Origin of the sequence: Bradyrhizobium sp. NBAIM03, from assembly GCF_020194055.1 — a bacterium.
GTDB classification, from domain to species: domain Bacteria; phylum Pseudomonadota; class Alphaproteobacteria; order Rhizobiales; family Xanthobacteraceae; genus Bradyrhizobium; species Bradyrhizobium yuanmingense.
Map to the genome: position 1 here is coordinate 162,006 of NZ_JADYVS010000005.1, position 20,184 is coordinate 182,189.

The 20,184-nt window shown below is 65.7% G+C and carries 16 protein-coding genes; 10 read left to right on the forward strand and 6 right to left on the reverse strand.

From position 1 onward, the window contains the following. Positions 1-27: 27 nt before the first annotated feature. A complete protein-coding gene (locus I6F21_RS09570) occupies positions 28-282 on the reverse strand; it encodes a hypothetical protein (RefSeq protein ID WP_035997726.1) in 255 nt (84 codons plus the stop codon). A gap of 136 nt (positions 283-418) precedes the next feature. Between I6F21_RS09570 and I6F21_RS09575 the strand changes: the two genes are divergently transcribed. The 4 genes from I6F21_RS09575 to I6F21_RS09590 all read left to right on the forward strand — a co-directional run bounded on the left by I6F21_RS09575 (position 419) and on the right by I6F21_RS09590 (position 4,858). Further along, the gene (locus tag I6F21_RS09575; RefSeq protein WP_225183076.1) at positions 419-2,500 is read left to right on the forward strand and encodes a M3 family metallopeptidase; all 2,082 of its coding nucleotides are present in this window, start codon (positions 419-421) and stop codon (positions 2,498-2,500) included. Next, complete coding sequence (locus I6F21_RS09580; RefSeq protein ID WP_035997730.1) at positions 2,500-3,138, forward strand: DUF1007 family protein; 639 nt, start codon at positions 2,500-2,502, stop codon at positions 3,136-3,138. The genes I6F21_RS09575 and I6F21_RS09580 overlap by 1 nt, the downstream gene beginning before the upstream one ends. Further along, positions 3,135-4,250, forward strand: a complete 1,116-nt coding sequence (locus tag I6F21_RS09585) for a nickel/cobalt transporter (RefSeq protein WP_225183077.1) — start codon at positions 3,135-3,137, stop codon at positions 4,248-4,250. The genes I6F21_RS09580 and I6F21_RS09585 overlap by 4 nt, the downstream gene beginning before the upstream one ends. 170 nt (positions 4,251-4,420) lie before the next feature. Then, positions 4,421-4,858 carry a thioesterase family protein gene (locus I6F21_RS09590; RefSeq protein ID WP_109142383.1) on the forward strand — a complete coding sequence of 146 codons (438 nt, stop codon included), beginning with the start codon at positions 4,421-4,423 and terminating at the stop codon, positions 4,856-4,858. A 6-nt stretch (positions 4,859-4,864) separates the two neighbouring features. Here I6F21_RS09590 and I6F21_RS09595 read toward each other — a convergent pair whose 3' ends face one another. Continuing rightward, positions 4,865-5,263, reverse strand: a complete 399-nt coding sequence (locus I6F21_RS09595; protein ID WP_225183078.1) for an MAPEG family protein — start codon at positions 5,261-5,263, stop codon at positions 4,865-4,867. A gap of 84 nt (positions 5,264-5,347) precedes the next feature. Between I6F21_RS09595 and hemH the strand changes: the two genes are divergently transcribed. The 4 genes from hemH (at position 5,348) to I6F21_RS09615 (ending at position 9,173) form a co-directional block, all read left to right on the forward strand. Continuing rightward, the gene (gene hemH / locus I6F21_RS09600) at positions 5,348-6,385 is read left to right on the forward strand and encodes a ferrochelatase (protein WP_225126486.1); all 1,038 of its coding nucleotides are present in this window, start codon (positions 5,348-5,350) and stop codon (positions 6,383-6,385) included. A 10-nt stretch (positions 6,386-6,395) separates the two neighbouring features. Continuing rightward, positions 6,396-7,373: an ABC transporter substrate-binding protein gene (locus I6F21_RS09605; RefSeq protein WP_225183079.1), complete on the forward strand. Its 978-nt coding sequence runs from the start codon at positions 6,396-6,398 to the stop codon at positions 7,371-7,373. A gap of 341 nt (positions 7,374-7,714) precedes the next feature. Next, complete coding sequence (locus I6F21_RS09610; RefSeq protein ID WP_036021375.1) at positions 7,715-8,704, forward strand: SPFH domain-containing protein; 990 nt, start codon at positions 7,715-7,717, stop codon at positions 8,702-8,704. Between the two features lie 25 nt (positions 8,705-8,729). After that, positions 8,730-9,173 carry an NfeD family protein gene (locus I6F21_RS09615; RefSeq protein WP_225111630.1) on the forward strand — a complete coding sequence of 148 codons (444 nt, stop codon included), beginning with the start codon at positions 8,730-8,732 and terminating at the stop codon, positions 9,171-9,173. 181 nt (positions 9,174-9,354) lie between these two features. On the opposite strand, the gene I6F21_RS09620 is transcribed toward I6F21_RS09615, so the two are convergent. Beyond that, the gene (locus I6F21_RS09620) at positions 9,355-9,681 is read right to left on the reverse strand and encodes a helix-turn-helix domain-containing protein (protein ID WP_035997791.1); all 327 of its coding nucleotides are present in this window, start codon (positions 9,679-9,681) and stop codon (positions 9,355-9,357) included. A 71-nt stretch (positions 9,682-9,752) separates the two neighbouring features. Between I6F21_RS09620 and I6F21_RS09625 the strand changes: the two genes are divergently transcribed. Next, complete coding sequence (locus I6F21_RS09625; RefSeq protein WP_109142385.1) at positions 9,753-10,310, forward strand: carboxymuconolactone decarboxylase family protein; 558 nt, start codon at positions 9,753-9,755, stop codon at positions 10,308-10,310. Positions 10,311-10,468: 158 nt separating this feature from the next. Here the strand turns inward: I6F21_RS09625 and I6F21_RS09630 are convergent, their stop codons facing one another. Then, positions 10,469-11,476, reverse strand: coding sequence for a KpsF/GutQ family sugar-phosphate isomerase (locus tag I6F21_RS09630; RefSeq protein WP_225152941.1), 1,008 nt, complete (start codon positions 11,474-11,476; stop codon positions 10,469-10,471). A 191-nt stretch (positions 11,477-11,667) separates the two neighbouring features. Here I6F21_RS09630 and I6F21_RS09635 point away from each other — a divergent pair, with 191 nt between their 5' ends. Next, positions 11,668-13,410, forward strand: coding sequence for an outer membrane beta-barrel protein (locus tag I6F21_RS09635; protein ID WP_225183080.1), 1,743 nt, complete (start codon positions 11,668-11,670; stop codon positions 13,408-13,410). A gap of 183 nt (positions 13,411-13,593) precedes the next feature. Here the strand turns inward: I6F21_RS09635 and I6F21_RS09640 are convergent, their stop codons facing one another. Further along, on the reverse strand, positions 13,594-15,045 hold the full coding sequence (locus tag I6F21_RS09640; protein WP_225183081.1) for a glutamate synthase subunit beta: 1,452 nt from the start codon (positions 15,043-15,045) through the stop codon (positions 13,594-13,596). Positions 15,046-15,191: 146 nt separating this feature from the next. Continuing rightward, complete coding sequence (gene gltB, locus I6F21_RS09645; RefSeq protein ID WP_225183082.1) at positions 15,192-19,937, reverse strand: glutamate synthase large subunit; 4,746 nt, start codon at positions 19,935-19,937, stop codon at positions 15,192-15,194. Positions 19,938-20,184 lie beyond the last annotated feature (247 nt).

The window sequence follows — 20,184 nt, forward strand, 5'->3', positions numbered from 1 at the left end:
GCGCGTGCTGCCCACGCGCGAGACGCGTCAGCCGCGCTTGGTGAAGGGCTCGATGCGCTGAGCGCCGCGGATGAAGGCGGTCATCACGAGCACGCCGAGTGCGAACAGCACGGCCTGCAGGATATGGGCGCCTTGGTCGCCGAGCCCGAACAGGATCGCGAGCGCCCAGCCGCCGGCAAACGCCGCGCCGAACACCTCCGCGCCGATCAGGATGGCGGCGCTGATGACGGTGATGACGCTGGACCAGACGATCTGGCGGGACGATGAGGAAGGCGCGTTCATGGCTTCAGGGGATCCTGGCTTCGAGGGCCGCAATCTCCCCGAAAAGGCGGCCGGGGGCAAGGGCAAACGGCCCAAAAAAGCCCCACGCGTGCTATAGCTGGCCGCAACAATCGAGCCACGAAATCCGGGACTTGCGATGTCAGAAACCCGCCAAACTACGGACGCCGAGACCAATCCGCTGCTGAAGGCCTGGGTGACGCCGTTCGCGACCCCGCCCTTCGACGAGATCAAGCCGGAGCATTTCCTGCCGGCCTTCGAGCAGGCCTTCGCCGACCACGCCGCCGAGATCGCGGCGATCACCAACGATCCCGCGGCGCCCGACTTCGCCAACACCATCACGGCGCTGGAGCGCTCGGGCAAGCTCCTGAGCAAGGTCGCGGCGGTCTTCTACGACCTCGTCTCGGCGCATTCCAACCCGGCCATCCTGGAGATCGACAAGGAGGTCTCCTTGCGGATGGCGCGGCACTGGAATCCGATCATGATGAACGCCGTGCTGTTCGGCCGCATCGCCCATCTGCACGAGAACCGCGCGGGTCTCGGTCTCACGCCCGAGCAGCTCCGTCTGCTGGAGCGCACCTACACCCGCTTCCACCGCTCCGGCGCCGGCCTCTCCGAGGAGGCCAAGACGCGGATGGCCGAGATCAACGAGCGGCTGGCCCAGCTCGGCACCGGCTTCAGCCACCATCTGCTCGGCGACGAGCAGGACTGGTTCCTGGAGCTCGGGGAGTCCGACCGCCAGGGCCTGCCGGAGAGCTTCGTCGCCAGCGCCAAGGCTGCGGCGGAAGAGCGCGGCATGGCAGGCAAGGCCATCGTCACGCTGTCGCGCTCCTCGGTCGAAACGTTCCTGAAGAGCTCCGCCCGGCGTGACCTCCGCGAGAAGGTCTACAAGGCCTTCATCGCGCGCGGCGACAACGGCAACGCCAATGACAACAATGCGACCATTGTCGAGATCCTGAAGCTGCGCGAGGAGAGCGCCGGGCTCCTGGGCTATCCGACCTACGCCGCCTACCGGCTCGAGGATTCCATGGCCAAGACGCCAGACGCGGTGCGCGGCCTGTTGGAGCGGGTCTGGAAGCCTGCCCGCGCCCGCGCGCTTGCCGACCGTGACGAGATGCAGGCGCTGATCGCGGAGGAGGGCGGCAATTTCAAGCTCGCCCCCTGGGACTGGCGCTTCTACGCCGAGAAGCTGCGTCTGCAGCGCGCCAATTTCGACGATTCCGCGATCAAGCCGTATCTCGGTCTCGACAACATGATCGCCGCCGCCTTCGACTGCGCCACGCGCCTGTTCGGCGTCACCTTCGAGGAGCGCAGGGACGTTCCGGTCTGGCACCCCGACGTCCGGGTCTGGGAGATGAAGGACAGGGGCGGCAAGCACAAGGCGCTGTTCTATGGCGACTACTTCGCCCGGCCGTCCAAGCGCTCCGGCGCCTGGATGACCTCGCTGCGCGACCAGCAGAAGCTCGACGGCGACGTCGCGCCGCTGGTTCTCAACATCTGCAATTTCGCCAAGGGCGCCGGCGGCGAGCCGTCGCTGCTGTCGCCCGACGATGCCCGCACCCTGTTCCACGAGTTCGGCCACGGCCTGCACGGCATGCTCTCCAACGTGACCTATCCCTCGCTGTCGGGTACCTCCGTGTTCACCGACTTCGTCGAGCTGCCGTCGCAGCTCTACGAGCACTGGCAGGAGCGGCCCGAGGTGCTGCAGAAGTTCGCCCGCCACTACCAGACCGGCGAGCCGCTGCCGGACGACCTGCTGCAACGCTTCCTCGCCGCGCGAAAATTCAACCAGGGCTTTGCCACGGTCGAGTTCGTCTCCTCGGCGCTGGTCGACCTGGAATTCCACACCCAGCCGGCCGCCGCCGCGCAGGATGTCCGCGCCTTCGAGCGACGCGAGCTGGAGAAGATCGGCATGCCCGAGGAGATCGCGCTGCGTCACCGGCCGACGCAATTCGGCCACATCTTCACCGGCGACCATTACGCCGCCGGCTATTACAGCTACATGTGGTCGGAGGTGATGGACGCCGACGCCTTCGGCGCGTTCGAGGAGGCCGGCGACATCTTCGATCCCGCCGTGGCCAAGCGCCTGCACGACGACATCTATTCGTCGGGCGGATCGGTCGATCCGGAAGCCGCCTACGAGGCGTTCCGCGGCCGCCCGCCGGAGCCGGATGCGCTGCTCCGCCGCCGCGGCCTGCTCGAAGACGCCAGGGCGGCCTGATGAACATGCGCGCCCTGTTCGGATGCCTGCTCGCCGCCGCGATGTCGCTCGCGGCCGGGGCAGCGAATGCACATCCGCATGTCTGGATCACCGCCACCAGCGAATTGCTCTATGCCGCCGACGGCAGCATCACCGGCGTGCGCCATGCCTGGACCTTCGACGACATGTTCTCGGCCTATGCGGTGCAGGGGCTCGAGAGCAAGACCAAGGGCGCCTATACGAGCGAGGAGCTCAAGCCCCTGGCGCAGACCAATGTCGAGTCCTTGAAGGAATACGCCTACTTCACCTTCGCCAAGGCCGACGGGAAGAAGGAGCGGTTCCAGGAGCCGGTCGACTATTTCCTCGACTACAAGGACACGGTGCTGACCCTGCACTTCACCTTGCCGCTGAAGAATCCGGTCAAGCCCAGGCAGCTGGTGCTCGAAGTGTTCGACCGCTCCTTCTTCATCGACTTCCAGATGGCCAAGGACAGTCCGGTTAAGCTGGTCGGTGCGCCCGCGGGGTGCCAGATGAAGCTGGAGCGGCCGAACGACGGCACCGCGAGCGCGCAGAAGCTGAACGAGCAGACCTTCCTGAACGGTGAGAACTCGAATTTCGGCATGATGTTCGCCAACAAGATCACGGTGGATTGCCCTTGAAGCCGCAACTCTCTCCGCTTGCGCGCGGGCTGCTCGCCACTGCCGCTGTGCTGCTGGTCGTGGCCGTGACTGATGCCGCGCTTCATGATCTTCTCGCGCAAAACCCGTTCGGTGCGCCGCGACCAGCGCAGGCGGCCGAGCCTGAAGCGAGCGGCCTCATCGGCTGGCTCCTGGCCAAGCAGTCGGAATTCTATCGGCAGATGTCGGCAACCATCCGCGCCGCGAAGTCCGATGGCTCGGCGGTGTGGACGCTGCTCTTCATCTCGTTCGCCTATGGCATCTTCCACGCCGCCGGTCCCGGCCACGGCAAGGCGGTGATCGCCTCCTATGTGGTCGCCAACCGCGAGACTGCGCGGCGCGGCATCGCGCTGTCCTTTGCCTCGGCCCTGATGCAGTCGCTGGTCGCGATCCTCATCGTCGGCATCTCGGCCTGGCTGCTGAATGCGACGGCCAAGACGATGTGCAAGGCGGAAGGCGCGATCGAGATTGCGAGCTACGCCCTGATCGCGCTGTTCGGCCTGCGCCTGGTCTGGGTCAAGGGTCGCACCTTCATCCGCGCATTTCAGGCCATCCAGCCGGTGCCGGCGATGGCGGGCGTGCCGCACGACCATGATCACCACCATCATGATGCGCATGATCATCATCACCACGATCACGGCCATGATCAACACCATGGCCACGGCCACGCTCACCATCACCACGGGCACGACCACGTCCACGACGAGCATTGCGGCCATTCCCACGGACCCACGCCAAGCGAACTCGCCGGCCCCGGCGGCTGGCGGCGCGGCTTCGCTGCGATCCTGACCGTCGGCATCCGCCCCTGCTCGGGCGCAATCCTGGTCCTGGTGTTCGCGCTGGCGCAGGGCCTGTTCTGGGCAGGGATGGCCGCGACATTCCTGATGGGGTTGGGCACCGCGATCACGGTGGCGGCCATTGCTGTCGTCGCCGTCTCCGCCAAGGACATCGCCGCCCGCCTCAGCGCCGGACGCGACGGCGGTGGCGCGCTGTTTATGCGCGGCATCGAGTTCGGCGCCGCGAGTCTGGTCCTGCTGTTCGGCGTCGGCCTCCTGTTCGGCTACATCGCCGCCGAACGGACCACGTGCTTTTAAGGGCGCATCTGCGCTTCGCGGCGCTAATCGGGCAAGACGGTCGAGCGCCTTGCTCCGTCATTGCGAGCGCAGCGAAGCAATCCAGAATCTTTCCGCGGAGGGATTCTGGATTGCTTCGTCGCAAGGGCTCCTCGCAATGACGAGCCTGAAATATCTCGGTCGGGGGGTCCATGTCGCGCGAAAACTTCTGGTTCTTCCACCCGTTCCGGGTGCGCTATTCCGAGATCGACGGCCAGGGCGTCGTCTTCAACGCGCATTATTTGACCTATTTCGACACCACCATCACCGAATATTTCCGCGCGCTCGGCTTCGACCAATATGCGGATGCAAAGGCGAGCGGCATCGATTTCCACGTCGTCAAATCGCTGATCGAGTACAAGGCGCCTGTTAGGTTCGACTGGGAGCTCGACGTTGGCGCGCGCGTGGCGCGGATCGGCAATTCAAGTCTCGTGTTCGAGCTCGCGATTTTCGTGAAGGGTGGCACGGATGCGCTGGTGACCGGCGAGATCGTCTGGGTCTACACCGACCAGAAGACCCATCGTCCGGTCACGATCCCGGCATCAATGCGGGCACTGATCGCGACGCGAGAACGCCATCTTTCGGCGTGAAGCCGCTCACACCGGCAGAAACCGCTTCAATGCCGGCATGAAGAAGATGCCGAGATTGATCGCAAAGCCGATGCTCCAGAGGATCGAGCGCAGCGTCGGGCGGTTGCCGAGATACGTCAGCACATAGGCAATCCGCACGATCAGGAACAGCGCCGCGAGCTCGTCGATCAGCCGCTGCGGCGCTTCCCTGTATTCGGCGAGCAGCACCGCGAACGCAAAGAACGGAAACGTCTCGATGCCGTTCTGGTGCGCGCCGAGCGCGCGTTGCGACAGGGCGTCCTCATAGAAGGCGGGGTCGCGCGGCCGGGAATTGTCGAAGCGGCGAAACCTGATCCCTTTGACCGTGACGATCGTCGACAGATAGAGCAGCAGCGCCCCGAAGACGCACCATTCCGCGAGTGTCATCCTGCCTCCCCCCCGCTTGGGTGCGACCCTAGCGAACCCCGGCTCATCTTGACAAGTTCGGACCAACGCGCGACCCAACCAGTCATGAACAGCGTCCTCCCCCTCGAGACCGCGAAACCGGCCACCCGATCCGCCCTACCGCGCGTCGGCGTGCTCCTGATCAATCTCGGAACGCCCGATACGGCCGATGCTCCGGGCGTGCGGGTCTACCTCAAGGAGTTCCTCAGCGACGCCCGCGTCATCGAGGACCAGGGCCTGATCTGGAAACTGGTGCTGAACGGGATCATTCTGCGCAGCCGTCCGCGCACCAAGGCGCTCGACTACCAGAAGATCTGGAACAATGAGCGGAACGAGTCGCCGCTGAAAACCATCACGCGCTCGCAAAGCGACAAGCTCGCGGCCGCCTTGTCGGACCGCGACAACGTCGTCGTGGATTGGGCGATGCGCTACGGCAATCCGTCGATCAAGTCGGGCATCGACGCGCTGATCGCGAAGGGCTGCGAGCGTATCCTGGCCGTGCCGCTCTATCCGCAATATTCGGCCTCGACCTCGGCGACCGTCTGCGACGAAGTCTTCCGCGTGCTCGCGCAGCTGCGGAACCAGCCGACTCTGCGGGTGACGCCGCCCTACTATGACGACAAAGCCTATATCGAGGCGCTCGCCGCCTCGATCGAGGGCCATCTGGCGACGCTGTCCTTCAAGCCGGAGCTGATCGTGGCATCCTTCCACGGCATGCCGAAAGCCTATGTCGACAAGGGCGATCCCTATCAGCAGCACTGCATCGCGACGACCGAGGCGCTGCGCCGCCGGCTCGGCATGGACGAGACCAAGCTGCTGCTGACCTTCCAGTCGCGCTTCGGCAACGACGAGTGGCTGCAGCCCTATACCGACAAGACCATGGAGCGGCTTGCCAAAGAGGGCGTGCGCCGCATCGCAGTGGTGACGCCGGGCTTTTCCGCCGACTGCCTGGAGACGCTGGAGGAGATCGCGCAGGAGAACGCGGAGATCTTCAAGCACAATGGCGGCGAGCAGTTTTCCGCGATCCCCTGCCTCAACGACAGCGGACCGGGCATGAACGTGATCCGCACCCTGGTGCTGCGCGAGCTCCAGGGCTGGATCTGATGGGCATCCCATGAACCGCCGCCGGTGCCTGGCGCTTCTTGGGATGCTCGCGGCGCTGCCGGCCCCGGCCCTGGCGCAGCAGCCGAACGCGACACGGCGGCTCGGCGTGCTCTCGGTCACGGCTGCTGATGATGCGATCGGCCAGACGCGCAGCATCGCCCTGGTCGAAGCGCTCGCCGGCCAAGGCTGGAAGGAGCGCGACAATCTCAAGATCGATTGGCGCAACGGCGGCGGCGAGCGCGCCCGCATCGCGCAGCTCGCCGACGAGCTGATCGCGCTCAAGCCTGACATCCTGCTTGCGGTCGGCACACCCTCGGTCGAAGAGCTGCGCCGGCGCACCACGACGATCCCGATCGTGTTCGCCGTCGTCACCGATCCCGTCAGCCAGGGCTTTGTCGAAAACCTCGCGCATCCCGGCGGCAACCTCACCGGCTTTACCGATTACGACGGTCCGCTCGCCGGCAAATGGCTGGAGATGCTGACGCAGGTCACGCCGAAGGTGTCCCGCGCTGCGGTCGTCTTCAATCCCGCCACCGCGCCGTTCGCGCCACTGATGTTGCGCGCCATCGAGGACGCCGCACGGACGCTGCGCCTGACGGTCGAGCCCGCGCCCGTCCATGACGCCGTCTCGATCGGGGCGCTGGCTTCCAGGCAAGACGGCGCCATCCTGGTCCTGCCGGACTTCTTCACCATGGCCAACCGCGCGCAACTGCTCTCGGCGATCGCACAGGCGCGTGTACCCGCGGTATTCTGGAGCCGGACGTTCGTCGATGAGGGTGGGCTGATGTCCTACAGCACCGACAGCGTCGAGCAGCTTCGCCGCGCCGCGGACTATATCGATCGGATCCTGAAGGGCGCACGGCCGGCCGACCTGCCGGTGCAGAATCCCACCAAGTTCGAGCTGGTGATCAACCTGAAGGCGGCGAGAGCGCTCGGCATCACGCTTTCCCCGGGCCTGCTTGCAATTGCGAATGACGTGATCGAATGAACCCGTCCGTGACGGACGCCTCGCCCGAATTCGCTAATTTCCGCTGCTAGAGCATGATCCGGAAAAGTGTGAAGCGGTTTTCCGAAAAGATCATGCTCAAACAATAACCTAAAGTGCGATGACGATTCATCCTGATCGCATCGCGCTTTAGGCCTGCGCGCGCGCTTTCAAGAGCCTGTCGCAAATACATATCGCGACCGTTCTCTTGCTGTGCGTCTTGTGTGGAATTGCTCCGATACCGACGTGAATTGCGACCGCTGAACCGGTAGGATCGTGATCCCGACCAATGACAGCGCCGGAAAGGGCTTTTTCCTGACGTCTTGTCCCGGCTTGGAGGAGATATGAGCGGCTTCGACATTTTCGCGATTGTTCTGGTTTTGCTCGTCATCGTCACGCTGGTCGCCGGCGTGAAGACGGTGCCGCAGGGCTATGACTGGACCATCGAGCGGTTCGGCAAATACACCCAGACGCTGAGCCCCGGGCTCAATTTGATCGTGCCCTATTTCGATCGCGTCGGGCGCAAGATCAACATGATGGAGCAGGTGATCGACATTCCCGAGCAGGAGGTGATCACCAAGGACAACGCCACCGTGACGGTGGACGGCGTCGCCTTTTATCAGGTGTTCGATGCCGCCAAGGCGAGCTACGAGGTCGCCAACCTGAACCAGGGGATTACGGTGCTCACCATGACCAACATCCGCTCGGTGATGGGCTCGATGGACCTCGACCAGGTGCTGTCGCACCGCGACGAAATCAACGAGCGCCTGCTCCGTGTGGTCGACGCCGCGGTCTCGCCCTGGGGCGTCAAGGTCAACCGCATCGAGATCAAGGACATCGTGCCGCCCGCCGACCTGGTCGAAGCCATGGGGCGGCAGATGAAGGCCGAGCGGGTCAAGCGCGCCGACATTCTCGCGGCCGAAGGCCAACGCCAGTCCGAGATCCTGCGCGCCGAGGGCGCCAAGCAGGGCCAGATCCTCCAGGCGGAAGGCCGCCGCGAGGCCGCCTTCCGCGATGCCGAGGCGCGCGAGCGGTCGGCGGAAGCCGAGGCCAAGGCCACGCAAATGGTCAGCGAGGCCATCGCCAAGGGCGATGTCGCTGCGCTAAACTATTTTATCGCCGATAAATATATCAAGGCATTCGGGCAACTGGCCGACTCGCCGAACCAGAAGGTCATCATGCTTCCGGTCGAAGCGATGAGCATGCTGGGCTCGCTCGCCGGCATCGGCGAAATTGCGAAGGCCACGTTCGGGGAGAGCGCGGTGGCCGCGGCCCGCCGCGGCGGCTCGGTACCGTCGTCGGGCCCGACACCGCCGTCCGTGCCGCAGCAGTAACGGGACTATTCACAGAGGTCGTGTCATGACCGACATGTTCGTATCGCTCGGCAACTGGAACTGGCTGATCCTCGGCTTCATCCTGATGGCCCTGGAGGTGCTGGCGCCCGGCATCTTCCTGTTCTGGCTTGGGCTCGCTGCGCTGCTGGTCGGCCTGATCTCGTTCGCGGCTGCGATCTCCTGGCAGATCCAGCTCGTGATGTTCGCGATCTTCGCCGCCGCCGCCGTGCCGGTCTGGCGCCGTCTGGCCAAGCCGAAGCCGGACGCCAGCGCCAGTCCGTTCCTCAACAAGCGCAGCGAAGCCCTGCTCGGCCGCGAGTTCACGCTGGAGAAGCCGATCATCGACGGCACCGGCACCGTGCGGATCGGCGACACGGTATGGCGCGTGGCTGGGCCCGATACGCCGGCCGGCACGCGGGTGAAGGTGGTACAGGTCGACGGCGCCAACCTGACGGTCGCCGCGGCGTGAGGACTTTTCCCCTCTCCCCTTGCGGGAGAGGGTGGCTCGCCGCAAAGCGGCGAGACGGGTGAGGGGTGTCTCTCCGCGATAGCTAAGCTGAGTTCGTGGAGAGAGACCCCTCATCCGGCGCTTCGCGCCACCTTCTCCCGCAAGGGGAGAAGGAACACCAGCGCGTGGCAACGAGTGATGCTCACCTTCTCCATCGCTCCGCAAACCTGTGCAGTGGCATGAAGGTCTCGCACAATTCCCGGCCCAGCGGTGTCAGTCCGTAACCTCCGCCGTCGCCCAGCTCCACGAAGCCCGCCTCGCGCAGCTCGGTCAGCCGGGCCTGCAGCACCGTGGGCGAGGCCTCGTCGCAGGCGCTGCGCAGGGCGCGCGAGGTGAGGGGCTCTCCGCGCAACTCCCACAAGATCCGCAAGGCCCAGCGCCGGCCGAGCAGGTCGAGCAAAGCCATGATCGGCCGTCCGGTGCGCGAGCCGCGGACGCGGCGTTCTGCTGTTGTCGCCCGTTTCGCCATGGTCACCTCTTGCGTCATGCTACGGATAATGTAGCGTAGTGCTACGGTAAATGTAGCAACGGAAATCGCTCATGTCCCAGGCCTCACCGCGCATCGCCCCGCTCTCGCCGCCTTATCCCCTGGACATCCAGGCGCAGTTCGACCGCATCATGCGCGGTGCGCCGCCGCTGGTGCTGTTCCGGGTGATGGCGGGCCATGACCGCGCCTGGGACAAGTTTCGCGCGGGCGGGCTGCTTGATCCGGGGCCGCTCTCGCTGCGCCAGCGTGAGATCGTCATCGACCGCACCTGTGCGCTGAACGGATGCGAATACGAATGGGGCGTGCATGTCGCGATCTTCGCCGGGCCGGCGAAGCTCACCGCGGAGGAGGTGCGTGCGACGGTGCTGGGTGATACGAATTCGGCCCTTTGGTCGCCGGCCGAGCAGGCGCTGATCGCAGCCGTCGACGCGCTGCATCATCGCGCGACACTCGCGGACGAGGAGTTCGCCGCGCTGTCGACGCATTACGACGAGGCGCAGATCCTGGAGATCATGCTGCTGTGCGGCTTCTATCGCACGGTGTCGTATCTGGCGAACGGGCTGCGCTTGCCGCTGGAGGAGAACGCGGCGCGGTTTCCGGCGCCGCTCTAGCGGCCGTCATTGCGAGGAGCGTCTCATCCTCACCGTCATTCCGGGGCGCGCGAAGCGCGAGCCCGGAATCCATCGGGCAGCGACCTCGGGGTGAAATGGATTCCGGGTTCGCGCCAAGTGGCGCGCCCCGGAATGACGGGTGAAGCGGGCTGGGCGCCCTACGCCACGCCCGCGCGCAGCAGATCGTGCAGGTGCACGATCCCGACCACCTTGCCCGCTTCCGTCACCAGCAGCGAGGTGATCTTGCGGGTGTTCAGCACCTCGATCATCTCGGTCGCGAGCATCGAGGGCGGCACGGTCTTGGGTTGCTTCGTCATGATCTCGTCGACGGTCACCGTCAGCAGATCGGGCCGCATGTGGCGGCGCAGATCGCCGTCGGTGATGATGCCGACGGCCTCGCCCGCATCGTTGACGATGCAGACGCAGCCGAGCCCCTTCGCCGACATCTCGACCACGGCTTCCGACATCTCGGTGCCGAGCGGCTTGAGCGGAATCTCAGCGCCCGTGCGCATGTAGTCGCGGACGAATTTCAGCATCGCGCCCAGCTTGCCGCCGGGGTGGAAATGCGCGAACTCCAGCGCGGTGAAGCCGCGTCCCTCCAGCAGCGCGATCGCGAGCGCGTCGCCGATCGCGGCCTGCATCAGCGTCGAGGTGGTCGGCGCCAGATTGTGCGGGCAGGCCTCGCGCGCCTTGGGCAGCTCGATCACGAGGTCGGCGGCCTGGCCGAGCGAGGACGACGCGCTCGAGGTCACCGCGATCATGGGGATCGCAAAGCGCGCCGAATAGTTCACGAGGTTCTTCATCTCCGGCTGCTCGCCGGACCAGGACAGCGCCAGGATGACGTCGTCGGGCGTGATCATGCCGAGGTCGCCATGACCGGCTTCGGCGGCGTGCACGAAGAAGGAAGGCGTGCCGGTCGAGGCCAGCGTCGCGGCGATCTTGCGGCCCATATGGCCTGACTTGCCGAGCCCGGTGACGATGACGCGGCCCTTGGCATTGCGGATCAGCTCGACCGCCTTGGCGAACGGCTCGCCCAGCGGGCCGCGCAGCGCGGCGGCGAGCGCGTTGATGCCGCCGCTCTCCGTCTCCAGGGTGCGGAGCGCGGATTCGACGCTATCGGGAATGGAGCCGGATGATTGGGTCATCAGCGGTTTCGAGCTCGGCATGGTCGGGTCCAGGGAGGAGGGGCGTTCGCCCATTGGCGCCTGCTTAGCACGCCCCGATCAGCGAGGCGACGCGCGGCCGGACGCCCTCAACCGGTCATTAACCATAATTGTTTTAACTCCATTAACGATGGTTCTCGCCAGCCGGCGGGGATGATCGAGAAAGTGTTTGATTTCGTTGGGGTAATTCCATCGTGGGGTCGTCTCCAGGCAGGGGCCGGAGCAAGGTCGCGCATTTCCTGCGCGCCTCTTTGCCGTGCCTCGCGCTGACCACCCTCGCAAGCGGCCCGGTGGCGGCCCAGGGGCTCACGCCCGACCTGTTCAATCCCAACCGCGGCGCCTTCGCCTCGCCTGAGACGCTGCCGACCCGCCGCACCGCCGGCGTACCCCAGGCGCCCTCCGACGCCTTGCCGAAACTGCCTGATCCCAACGCCGACCCGCGCCAGCGCCAGCAGGCGCCGGCGAGCTCGCGTGTCGGTCAGGTCCCGACCTACGGCCTGCCGGCCGCCACCGGCGCGAGCGGCTCCGGCTACGACTCGCTCAACCGCAAGCGCCAGCAGCCCAAGCTCTATCCGGGCCAGCCGAAGCCGAAGCGCGCCGCCGGTCCCGGCTCACCGCCGCCGCCGGCAACGCCGGCCACGACGCTGGGCCCGCCGCGCATCGCGCCACCGCCCTCCGAGACCGCGCACAAGGTCCCGGTGCCGGCGGCGATGGCGGGCAACGTGCCCGGCCAGCCGCTGCGCCGCCGTCTCAAGGCCGATGACGATCCGTTCGGCGCGGTCGGCGATTACGCCGGCAGCTTCCTGATCAAGGGCGGGCTCGAACTCTCCGCCGGCTACGACAGCAATCCGACGCGCCTCAACAGACCGGTCGGTTCGCCCGCCTATGTCATCGCGCCCGATCTGCTCGTGGTGTCGGATTGGGAGCGCCACGCACTGGTCGCCGATCTGCGCGGCTCGTTCTCGGGCTACACCAACGACATGCCGGCGACGATCAACGGCTTGGCCTCGCCGTCGCCGGTCGAGGCCAATCGTCCCGACTTCAACGGCCATGTCGACGGCCGGCTCGACGTCACCCGCGATTTCAAGCTGACCTCGCAGCTGCGCCTGCGGCTCGCCACCGACAATCCCGGCAGCCCCAATGTGCAGGCCGGCCTGCAGAGATATCCGGTCTACGCCGCCTATGGCACGACGCTCGGCTTCGACCAGACCTTCAACCGCTTCCAGGTCGCGGCCGGCGCCACCATCGATCGCACCGCCTACACCGATTCCAAGCTCACCGACGGCTCGACCTTCAGCAACGACGACCGCAACTTCAACCAATATGGCGGCGTCGGCCGCTTCTCCTACGACCTCAAGCCCGGCCTAAAACCCTTCGTCGAGATCCAGGGCGATACCCGCGTCCACGACCAGGCTTCCGACCGCAACGGCTATTTCCGCGATTCCAATGGCGGCTATGCCAAGGTCGGCTCGTCCTTCGAGTTCTCGCGCATCCTCACCGGCGAGATCTCGGTCGGCTATTCCGCGCGCAGCTACACCGATCCGCGCCTCAGCCAGCTCGCAGGGTTTCTGACCACGGGCTCGCTGATCTGGAGCGCCAGCGGCCTCACCACGGTGAAGTTCTTCACCGACACGCAGATATCGGAGACCACGGTCCCCGGCTCATCCGGCGTCCTGGTGCGCACTTACTCCGCCCAAGTCGACCACGACTTCCGCCGCTGGCTCACCGCGGTCGGCAAGTTCACCTACGGCACGCTCGACTACCAGGGCCAGAACCGCAACGACAAGACCTACTCGTTCGAAAGCAATTTGATCTACAAGCTCAACCGCAACATCTGGGTCAAGGGCACGCTGCGCCACGACATCCTGAATTCGAGCCAGCCGGGCTCGAGCTCGCAGGGCACGGTGGTGCTGCTCGGGGTGCGGCTGCAGAATTGAGGCGCTTGTTAGCGCGTCGCACGAGACGAAGCCGAAAGGCGCGGCTCTCTCCAATTGTCATTCCGGGGCGCGCCACTTGGCGCGAGCCCGGAATCCATCGGGCGTCTGGGTTGGTGATGAATGGATTCTCAGGTGCGCAATTGCGCACCATAGCTCGCGCTTCGCGCGCCCCGGAATGACATCTCAGCGCGGCAAATCCGTCTTCCCCATAAGGAACGTATCGATCGACCGCGCGCACAGCCGGCCCTCGCGGATCGCCCACACGACGAGCGATTGCCCACGCCGCATGTCGCCGGCGGTGAACACGTTGGGGCGCGAGGTCAGGTAGTCCAGCGTGTTGGCCTTGACGTTGCCGCGCGGGTCGAGCTCGACCGCGAGCAGCTTGAGCAGGCCCTCGTGCACGGGATGGACGAAGCCCATCGCGAGCAGGACCAGCTCGGCATCGAGCTCGAACTCGGTGCCGGCAATCGGCTTGAACTTGTCGTCGACGCGGACGCAGTGCAGCTTCTTGACCTGGCCGTTCTCGCCCGAGAACTTCTGGGTCAGCACGGCGTATTCGCGCACCGCGCCTTCGGCCTGGCTCGAGGAGGTCCGCATCTTCAGCGGCCAGTTCGGCCAGGTCAGGCCCTTGTTCTCGCGCTCAGGGGGAGCGGGCATGATCTCGAGTTGGGTCACCGACAGCGCGCCCTGGCGCAGCGAGGTACCGATGCAGTCCGAACCGGTGTCGCCGCCGCCGATGACGACGACATGTTTGCCGCCGGCCAGGATTTCCTGGACGCCGCCGAGCGGCTCCTCGGAGACGCGGCGGTTCTGCTGCGGCAGGAAGTCCATGGCGTAGTGGATGCCGGCGAGCTCGCGGCCGGGGATCGGCAGGTCGCGCGGGGCTTCCGCACCGCCGGTCAGCGCCACGGCGTCGTACTCGTTGAGCATCTCGCGCGGATCGACGTTGCCCTCAGCGCCGACATGGCTGTTGTAGTGGAAGGTGACGCCTTCAGCTTCCATCTGCGCCACGCGGCGGTCAATGACGCCTTTCTCCATCTTGAAGTCGGGGATGCCGTAGCGCAGCAGGCCGCCGGCCTTGGCGTACTTCTCGTAGAGGTGGACGTCGTGGCCGGCGCGCGCCAGCTGCTGCGCACAGGCCATGCCGGCCGGACCCGAGCCGATCACCGCGACTTTCTTGCCGGTCTTCACAGTCGCGACTTCCGGCTGGAGCCAGCCATTGTCCCAGGCGCGATCGACGATCGCGCATTCGATGGTCTTGATGGTGACGGGGTTGTCGTCGATGTTGAGCGTGCAGGACGCTTCGCACGGCGCCGGGCAAATGCGCCCCGTGAACTCCGGGAAATTGTTGGTCGAATGCAGGTTGCGCGAGGCTTCTTCCCAATTGCCCTGGTAGACGAGGTCGTTCCAGTCGGGAATCTGGTTGTTGACCGGACAGCCCGGCGTGCCCGGCGCGACCGAGCCGGTGCCGTGGCAATAGGGAATGCCGCAATTCATGCAGCGCGCGGCCTGGTCGCGCACCTCCTTCTCGGAGAGCGGAACGACGAATTCCTTGTAATGCTTCACGCGCTCGGCGACCGGGGTGTACTTGCGGTCGTGCCGTTCGATTTCCAGAAAACCCGTGATCTTGCCCATTAAACCCGAAGTCCCTGCCGCTTAAATTCGTCTTGTTGTTTCCTCACCGTCATTGCGAGGAGCGAAGCGACGAAGCAATCCAGTCTTTTTTCCGCGGAGAGATTCTGGATTGCTTCGCTTCGCTCGCAATGACGAGGTGTAATGCCTTACGCCCCGATCGCGATTTTCGGCTCGGCGTCCGCGTTGGCCGCCATCTCGCGCAGCGCGCGCCGGTACTCGACCGGCATCACCTTGCGGAATTTGGGCAGCCAGTCCTTCCAATTGGCAAGGATGTCGGCGGCGCGCTTGGAGCCGGTGGCTTTGGCGTGGCGCGAGATCAGGACGTGCAGCCGCTCGACGTCGGAGGCGAGCAGGTTCCTGAACACGTCGACCCGGCCATGCGCCTCGAGGTCGCCGGCATGGTGATAGGTGCCGGCGTTGATCAGCTCCTCCGACAGCACCGGCTCGAGCTCGACCATGCTGAGGTTGCACAGCTTATCGAAGTCGCCGGCCTCGTCGAGCACGTAGGCGATACCGCCGGACATGCCGGCCGCGAAGTTGCGCCCGGTCTTGCCGAGCACGACCACGATGCCGCCGGTCATGTATTCGCAGCAATGATCGCCCGCGCCCTCGACCACGGCGACCGCGCCCGAGTTACGCACGGCAAAACGCTCGCCGGCGATGCCACGGAAGTAGCACTCGCCCTCGATCGCGCCGTACATCACGGTGTTGCCGACGATGATGCTCTCTTCCGGCACGATGGCCGAGTTCCTCGGCGGCTTGACGATGATCTTGCCGCCCGAGAGGCCCTTGCCGACATAGTCGTTACCTTCACCTTCGAGCTCGAAGGTGACGCCGTGGGCGAGCCAGGCGCCGAAGGCCTGGCCCGCGGTGCCCTTGAGGCTGACATGGATGGTGTCGTGCGGCAGGCCGGCATGGCCGTAGATCTTGGCCACCGCGCCGGACAGCATCGCGCCTGCGGAGCGGTTGGTGCTGTTGATGGCGGCCTCGATCTTCACCGGCGCGCCGCGATCGAGCGCTGCCTGCGCCTTCTCGATCAGCGTGCGGTCGAGCACCGCCTCCAGATGATGGTTCTGGCGCTCGGAGTGATAGATCTTCTGGCCCTTCTCTTCCTTCTGCTTGACGAAGAGCTTGGAGAAGTCGAGCCCCTTGGCCTTCCAATGCGCGACCAGCTTGGTCTGGTCGAGCAGCTGCACCTGGCCGACCATCTCGTTGAAGGTGCGGAAGCCGAGCGAAGCCATGATCTCGCGGACTTCCTCGGCGACGAAGAAGAAGTAGTTGATCACGTGCTCGGGCTGGCCGGTGAAGCGCTTGCGCAGGACAGGGTCCTGGGTCGCGACGCCGACCGGGCAGGTGTTGAGATGGCACTTGCGCATCATGATGCAGCCGGCCGCAATCAGCGGCGCGGTGGCGAAGCCGAACTCGTCGGCGCCCAGCAGCGCGCCGATCACGACGTCACGGCCGGTGCGGAAGCCGCCGTCGACCTGGACCACGATGCGGCTGCGCAGCCGCTCGCGCACCAGGGTCTGGTGGGTTTCGGCGAGCCCGATTTCCCACGGCGATCCCGCATGCTTGATCGAGGTCAGCGGCGAAGCACCCGTGCCGCCCTCGAAGCCCGCGATGGTGACATGGTCGGCACGCGCCTTGGCAACGCCTGCGGCCACAGTGCCGACGCCGATCTCCGAGACGAGCTTGACCGAGACGTCGCCCGTCGGGTTGACGTTCTTGAGGTCGTAGATGAGCTGCGCCAGGTCCTCGATCGAGTAGATGTCGTGGTGCGGCGGCGGCGAGATCAGGCCGACGCCCGGCGTCGAGTGCCGGACTCTTGCGATGGTCGCGTCGACCTTGTGGCCGGGCAGCTGGCCACCTTCGCCGGGCTTGGCACCCTGCGCCATCTTGATCTGCATCATGTCGGAGTTGACGAGATACTCCGTGGTGACGCCGAAGCGGCCCGAGGCGACCTGCTTGATCGCCGAACGCATGGAATCGCCGTTCGGCATCGGCTTGAAGCGGTCGGCTTCCTCGCCGCCTTCGCCGGTGTTCGACTTGCCGCCGATCCGGTTCATGGCGATCGCGAGCGTGGTGTGCGCCTCGCGCGAGATCGAGCCGAAGCTCATCGCACCGGTGGCGAAGCGCTTGACGATGTCCTTGGCCGGCTCGACCTGGTCGAGCGGCACAGGCTTGCGCTTTTCCTCCTCCGCGCTCTTGATCCGGAACAGGCCGCGCAGCGTCAACAGGCGCTCCGACTGCTCGTTGAGGATCTTGGCGAAGGCGCGGTAGCGCTCCTGCGAATTGCCGCGCGCGGCGTGCTGCAGCAGCGACACAGACTCCGCGGTCCACGCATGGTCCTCGCCGCGGCTGCGATAGGCATATTCGCCGCCGACATCGAGCGCGGTCTTGTAGACCTGCGCCTCGCCGAACGCGTCGGCATGGCGGCGCACGGCTTCTTCCGCGATCTCCCCAAGGCCGACGCCCTCGACGCGGGTGTGCGTGCCGGCGAAGAACTTGGCGACGAAGTCGGCCTTGAGGCCGACCGCGTCGAAGATCTGCGCGCCGCAATAGGACTGATAGGTCGAGATGCCCATCTTGGACATCACCTTGAGCAGGCCCTTGCCGATCGACTTGATGTAGCGCTTGACGATCTCATAGTCGTCGAGCGAGCCGGGCAGGCGGTCCTTCATCGCGGTGATGGTCTCGAACGCGAGGTACGGATTGATCGCTTCGGCGCCGTAGCCGGCAAGGCAGGCGAAGTGATGCACTTCGCGCGGCTCGCCGGATTCGACGACGAGGCCGACCGAGGTGCGCAGGCCGGTGCGGATCAGGTGATGATGCACGGCGGCGCAGGCCAGCAGCGATGGGATCGGCACGCGGTCGGTGCCGACCATGCGGTCGGACAGGATGATGATGTTGACGCCCTCGCGCACTGCGCTTTCGGCGCGTGCGCAGAGCTCGTCCAGCACCTGGTCCATGCCCGCCGCGCCGAGACCGGCGTGGAAGGTGGTGTCCAGCGTGCGCGACTTGAAGTGCGACTCGGCCACCTCCGAGATCGAGCGGATCTTTTCCAGGTCCGCGTCGGTCAGGATCGGCTGGCGCACTTCGAGGCGCTTGGTCGTGGCCATGCCCTGCAGGTCGAACAGGTTCGGCCGCGGCCCGATGATAGAGACGAGGCTCATCACCAGCTCTTCGCGGATCGGGTCGATCGGCGGGTTGGTGACCTGCGCGAAGTTCTGCTTGAAGTAGGTGAACAGCGGCTTGGCCTTGTCCGACAGCGCCGAGATCGGCGTGTCGTTGCCCATCGAGCCCGCGGCTTCCTCGCCCGTGGCCGCCATCGGCGTCATCAGGATGGTGATGTCTTCCTGGCTGTAGCCGAACGCCTGCTGACGGTCGAGCAGCGACAGGTTCGAGCGCACGCCCGTGGTCGGCACCTTCGGCAGGTCTTCGAGCACGATCTGGGTCCGCTCCAGCCACTCCTTGTAGGGATGGCTGGCGGCGAGCGAAGCCTTGATCTCGTCGTCCGGGATCAGGCGGCCTTGCTCGAGGTCGACCAGCAGCATCTTGCCCGGCTGCAGCCGCCACTTGGTGATGATCTGGTCCTCGGGGATCGTCAGCACACCCATCTCGGAGGCCATGACGATGCGGTCGTCCTTGGTGACGAGATAGCGCGCGGGCCGGAGGCCGTTGCGGTCGAGCGTGGCGCCGATCTGGCGGCCGTCGGTGAAGGCGATCGCGGCGGGGCCGTCCCACGGCTCCATCAGCGCGGCATGATATTCGTAGAAGGCGCGGCGCTTCTCATCCATCAAGGGATTGCCGGCCCACGCCTCCGGGATCATCATCATGACGGCGTGCGGCAGCGAGTAGCCGCCCTGCACCAGGAATTCGAGCGCGTTGTCGAAGCAGGCGGTGTCCGACTGTCCCTCATAGGAGATCGGCCAGAGCCGGTTGATGTCCTTGCCGTAGAGCTCGGAGCTGACCGAAGCCTGGCGTGCCGCCATCCAGTTGACGTTGCCGCGCAGCGTGTTGATCTCGCCGTTATGCGCGATCATGCGGTAGGGATGCGCCAGCGACCAGGCCGGGAAGGTGTTGGTCGAGAAGCGCTGGTGCACGAGCGCGAGCGCGCTCTCGAAGTCAGCCTCGTGCAGATCGGGATAGTACTTGCCGAGCTGGTCGGCGAGGAACATGCCCTTGTAGATCACGGTGCGGCAGGACATCGAGCACGGGTAATAGCCGGCAAGGCCGCGGTCGCGGCGCTGGTAGATCGCCTGCGAGATCGACTTGCGCAGGATGTAGAGCCGGCGCTCGAACTCGTCCTCGGTCTTGGCGGTGCCGTTGCGGCCGATGAACACCTGCATGCAGGCGGGCTCGGTCGGCTTCACGGTGACGCCGAGCGAGGAATTGTCGGTCGGCACGTCGCGCCAGCCGAGCAGGGTCAGACCCTCTTCCTTGATCTGGTCGGCGACGATGCTCTTGATCACGTTGCGCCAGGCGGTGTCGCGCGGCATGAACAACGCGCCGATGGCGTATTCGCCGGGCGCCGGCAACTTGAAGCCGAGTTCGGAGGCCTTACGGCTGAAGAAGGCGTGCGGGATCTGCACCAGAATGCCGGCGCCGTCACCCGCGCGCGGGTCGGCGCCGACGGCGCCGCGATGCTCGAGGTTGCAGAGGATGCTCAGCGCGTCCGAGACGATCTCGTGCGACTTCTTGCCCTTGATGTTGGCGATGAAGCCGACGCCGCAAGAATCCTTCTCCAGGCTCGGATCATACAGGCCTTCGGCTTCGGGGCGCGAATTGTGCTCTTGAATCGATGAGGTGATCGGATCGGTCGTTTTCGAGGCGACCGTCGCCGACAGCTCTTCTGCCACGATGCTTGCGCGCTCGAATTGCGACCCGTTCATTGTTCCTGTCCTCTCCATGCGGCAAGCTGCCTCACCGCCATCTTCGGCGCACCTTGGGCGTCCCGCGGCACCCGCTCCTGGGCCACCGCTCGTCCTCTGCGAGCCGCATTTTCTTAAATTCAGGCCTAGGCGTTCTTCGTCCCCGAGAACGGCTTTGCCTGGTACCTTGCCGGCGCTCGAGAGCACCAGTTCTCGCTGCAATCCCTATGCCGGAACCGCAAGCAAAATTGAGACAGTCTTCCTGTCC